General features: G+C 72.0%; 2 protein-coding genes. Both read right to left on the bottom strand.

Annotated features, from left to right (window positions below; genetic code table 11):
* The coding region (locus AC1DY2_RS16685; RefSeq protein ID WP_476763431.1) for a DUF4062 domain-containing protein at positions 1-718 on the bottom strand (718 nt) is incomplete at its 3' end.
* A 217-nt stretch (positions 719-935) separates the two neighbouring features.
* Positions 936-3884, bottom strand: a complete 2949-nt coding sequence (locus tag AC1DY2_RS16680; protein WP_476763430.1) for a GH32 C-terminal domain-containing protein — start codon at positions 3882-3884, stop codon at positions 936-938.
* Positions 3885-3975 lie beyond the last annotated feature (91 nt).

Genomic DNA, 3975 nt, shown 5'->3' with positions numbered 1-3975 from the left:
GCTCCGCGCCGTGGCCGAGCCAGTCGAGCAGCGTCGCCACCTCGCGGTCGCGGCCGACGGCCTCGGTGTACGGCACGGGGATGTGGTCGGTTCCCGAGGCGCTCGCGTCGGGCTCGGCGGCCGATGCAGCGGATGCCGCGGGCGCGCCGGATGCCGCAGCCGGGCCGGATGCCGCAGCCGCGCCGGGCGTCCCGGCTGCGCCGCCGACCCCKCCGTACCCGATGGACGCCGCCCGCGACGCGTCGAACCGCTCGGCGAGCAGCGTCGCGAGGTCGGCCGTGATGAGGTCGGCCAGCTGCTCGCTGCTCGAGAACGGCGTGTACGACGCGGTGTCGTCGTCGCGGATGCGGCCGAGGAGCTCGTCGAGCCGCTCCTCGCGCTGCGCCGGCTGCTTCAGGTAGATCAGCTTGGGCATCTCGCGCGGGGCGAGCAGGTACTCGTCCTCGAGGCCCGAGACCTCCTCGCCGGGCGCGATCCAGCCGTAGTGCTCCCAGTAGATGCCGACGAACACGTCGCTCTGGTCGAGGTAGGCCCGGTAGAGCTGCTGCGGCGGATGCGGCCGCGCACCGAGCTCGAACATGACCGGCGCGAGTCGCAGCCGCTCGATCGCCGCCCGAGCGGCGCGGCGCTCCGGTTCGAGCTCCTTCAGTGTGGAGCTGACGAAGACCCGGAGCCGCTGGTCTGGCGTTCGGATCGGAAGTCCGGCGGCGCGATCCATTACGGCGACGCCTCCAGCGCCGCCGGGGTGCATCGCCTTCGGCGCCCCATCCTGCCATTCTGGGGCCAGCGGCCGTCGGCGTCCATCACCCGAGATCGGGGGACACGGGCGCGACGCCGTGCACCCGGCCCGCGGGCGCAGGTCGCTACTCCGACCCGCCCTGCGCCTCGGCGAGCGGGGTGCGGCGGTCAGCAGCGCCGCACCCCGCCCCCATGGCTCAGCCGGCGACGCGCACGACGAGGGAGCCCCCGTCGGTCGTGCCGGCCGAGTTCTCGAGCTCGACCCGGTAGTGGTGCTCGCCGGGCGCGGCATCCGTGATCGGGAACTGCGCCATGCGCCCGTCGTCGGCCGTGCGGTAGACGCGGCCGATCACCGAGTCGCCCTCGACGAGTCGCACCACCGTGGTCGGCTGGCCCTTGCCGAGCTTCACCTTCACGAGGTAGTCGCCGTCCTTGTCGGCCGACTTCGGCCCCGACGTCGACGACAGCTGGGCGGTGGGCGGCGCGGCCGTCGCGTCGTCCACGCCGGCCTCCTTGTACATCGCGCCGTGCAGCGGCGTCACCGTGAGCGACTCGAGCGTCGCACCGTCACCGTCGGCCCACAGGCCGATCGCGTCGGCGCCGGCGTTCGGGAACACCTGGTCGGTGATCGTCGTGCGCCCGTCGGCGGTGAAGACCTCGACCGAGGACCGGTCGACGTACGCGGTGATCGCCACGGTGCCGTCCTCGCGGAGCGCCACCGGCGCATCGTCGAGCGACGCGAACGCCGGGTGGAACGCGGTGCTCCCCGAGTCGCGTCGGTCGACGAACAGGCGGCCGGATGCCGCGTCGTACCCGATGCGGGTCGACGCCTCGTCGTCGCCGAGCACGCTGAGTCCGACCGCGTCGGCTTCACCGGGGCGGAGCACCGCGTCGATGCGCACGACGTCGCCCGCCACGGGCAGCGTCTCGGAGCCGTCGGCGATCGGCCGCGAGGCATCCGTGTACGCCCGATCGGTCTGCTCGAGCTGCGCGAACTCGGGCACGACCTGCTGCGCGAGGCGCGGGCCCTCGGGCGTCGACACGAGCCGCACGTCGCGGGGCAGCGTGTTGGCGCTGCGCCACGTGCCGGTCGGGATGTCGTTCGCGTAGTCCCAGTTGTTCATCCAGCCGAGCATCACCCGCCGGCCGTCGGGCGCGTTCGAGAACGACACCGTCGCGTAGTAGTCCCGGCCCCAGTCGAGCCAGTCGTAGCCCTCGAGGCGCGGCGCGGCCGCGGCATCCGAGAACATCACCTGGTCGACGAGCACGTGCCCCCAGCCGAAGCGGTTGTTGTCGACGATGCGAACGGATGCCTCGCGGCCGGCGTACTCGGCGACGTCCCAGCTCACCCAGTCGAGGGTCTCGCTGTTGCGCCCGGTCGCCGTGCGCACGACCTCGCCGTCGACGACGAGGCTGACGCTCGTCTCCTCCGAGCGGGGCAGCGCCGGCTCGGCGCCGAGGACGAGGTGGTCGACGGTGAGGTGGCCCCAGCCGCCCGTCGCGTCGTCGTGCACCTGGAACTGCGCGTCGCGACCGGCGAACTCGGAGACGTCCCACGACTGCCAGTTGAGCTGGCCGGCCTCGGGACCGGTGGCCGTGCGCACGACCTCGCCGTCGACGAGGAGCCGCACCTCGAGCGTGCCGTTGAACCGCTTGCCGCCGCCGAGCAGGAACGAGAGGTGGTCCTCGCCGGGCTGGATGGTGAACGCGGGCGAGGTCAGGTCGCCCAGGTTGTCGTCGCCCTTCGGGCCGCCCTCCCACGTGTTGATGCGCTTCTGCCCGAGGTAGTAGTCGCCGCCGGACGTCGACGGATTGCGGCTCGGGTCGACCGCGAGGTCGCCGGTCGCCGTCCAGCCCGTGTCGACGAGCGTGGTGCCCTCGGGGAACTCGAAGCCGTCGAACAGCAGTCGCCCGGCGGGCGGCTCGTTGCCGAGCTGCGTGCCGTCGACGTGCGGGTGGTTGCCGCCGCCGACGAGGAGGTTCACGAAGGGGTCGTCGATGGTGAACGTCGGCGACTCGGCGGTGCCGACGGGCCAGTCGCCGTCATTGAATCCGTTCACGAGGCCCGCGCCCACGAATCCGCCCACCGCGTTCTGGCCGGGCAGGGTGCCGGCGGCCGGGGCATCGCCGAACGGGCCGTTCTTCCAGTTGCCCGGCTCGTTGGCCACCGTCCAGCCGTCGTACGTGCCGTCGTCGAAGCCTGCGAAGACCTCGCCGGCCGGCACCGCGTCATCCGCCACCGTGCTCTCGGACGTGAAGGTGGTGCCGTCGAAGTCGCCCACGAAGTACTGGCCGCCCGAGCCGCCCGCGACGCTGCCCGGGTTGAGGTTGACGACGAGCACCCACTTGGTGTTCGCCGGGTCGCCGTCGACCGCGAGCGGGAACAGGTCGGGGCACTCCCAGATGCCGCCCGTGGCGTTGGCCGGGCCGAAGTCGCTGAGGTGCGTCCACGTCTTCAGGTCGTCGCTGCGCGAGAGCACGACCTTGTACTGCAGCGCCTCGACGGCCGCCATGACCCAGTACGACTCGCCGGTCCCGGGGTTCGTGTAGCGGAAGACCTTCGGGTCGCGGAAGTTCGACGAGCCCCGGTCGTACACCGGGTTGCCCTCGTACTTCGTCCACGTCTGCCCGTGGTCGAGGCTGTACGCGAGCGACTGCGCCTGGCGGCCGGCGAGCGTCGGATGCGCCGGGGTGTATGCGCTCGTGTAGATCGCCACCATCGGCGGGTTCTCGGCCGTGCCGAGGCCGCTCGTGTTCTGCTCGTCGAGTACGACCGAGCCCGAGAAGATGTCCTCGATCGCGACGCCGTTCGCGTCGAACGTCTGGGGGATCGCGAGCGGCTGCTCCTCCCAGTGCACGAGGTCGGTGCTCGTCGCGTGGCCCCAGCTCATGTTGCCCCAGCGGGTGCCGTACGGGTTGTGCTGGAAGAACAGGTGCCACGTGCCGTCCTCGTAGACGAGGCCATTGGGGTCGTTCATCCAGTTGCGCTCCGGGGAGAAGTGCAGGTACGGGCGGTACTGCTCGCTCGCGGGGTCGGGGGCCGGTGGCTCCGCCGCGTCGGCCGGCGCCGCTCCGAGCAGGCCGGCGACCAGTGCGGCGACGGCCACCGCCGTCGCACCTGTCGCCCATAGTGATTTCGTCGTCATCGTCTGTTTCGCCCTTCATCGCGCGTGTCACGGTTGACTCGTGACATCGTTGTCAGTCGACGGCGGCGATGCTACGCAGTGTCCGCCGGAC

The sequence above is a fragment of the Agromyces sp. P1_H4 genome (assembly GCF_056405255.1).
This window is presented reverse-complemented; position numbering and strand designations above follow the sequence as displayed.

Excerpts from the sequence above, each read along its gene's own strand:
- AC1DY2_RS16680 (WP_476763430.1), bottom strand. The coding sequence starts at position 3,884 with ATGACGACGAAATCACTATGGGCGACAGGTGCGACGGCGGTGGCCGTC.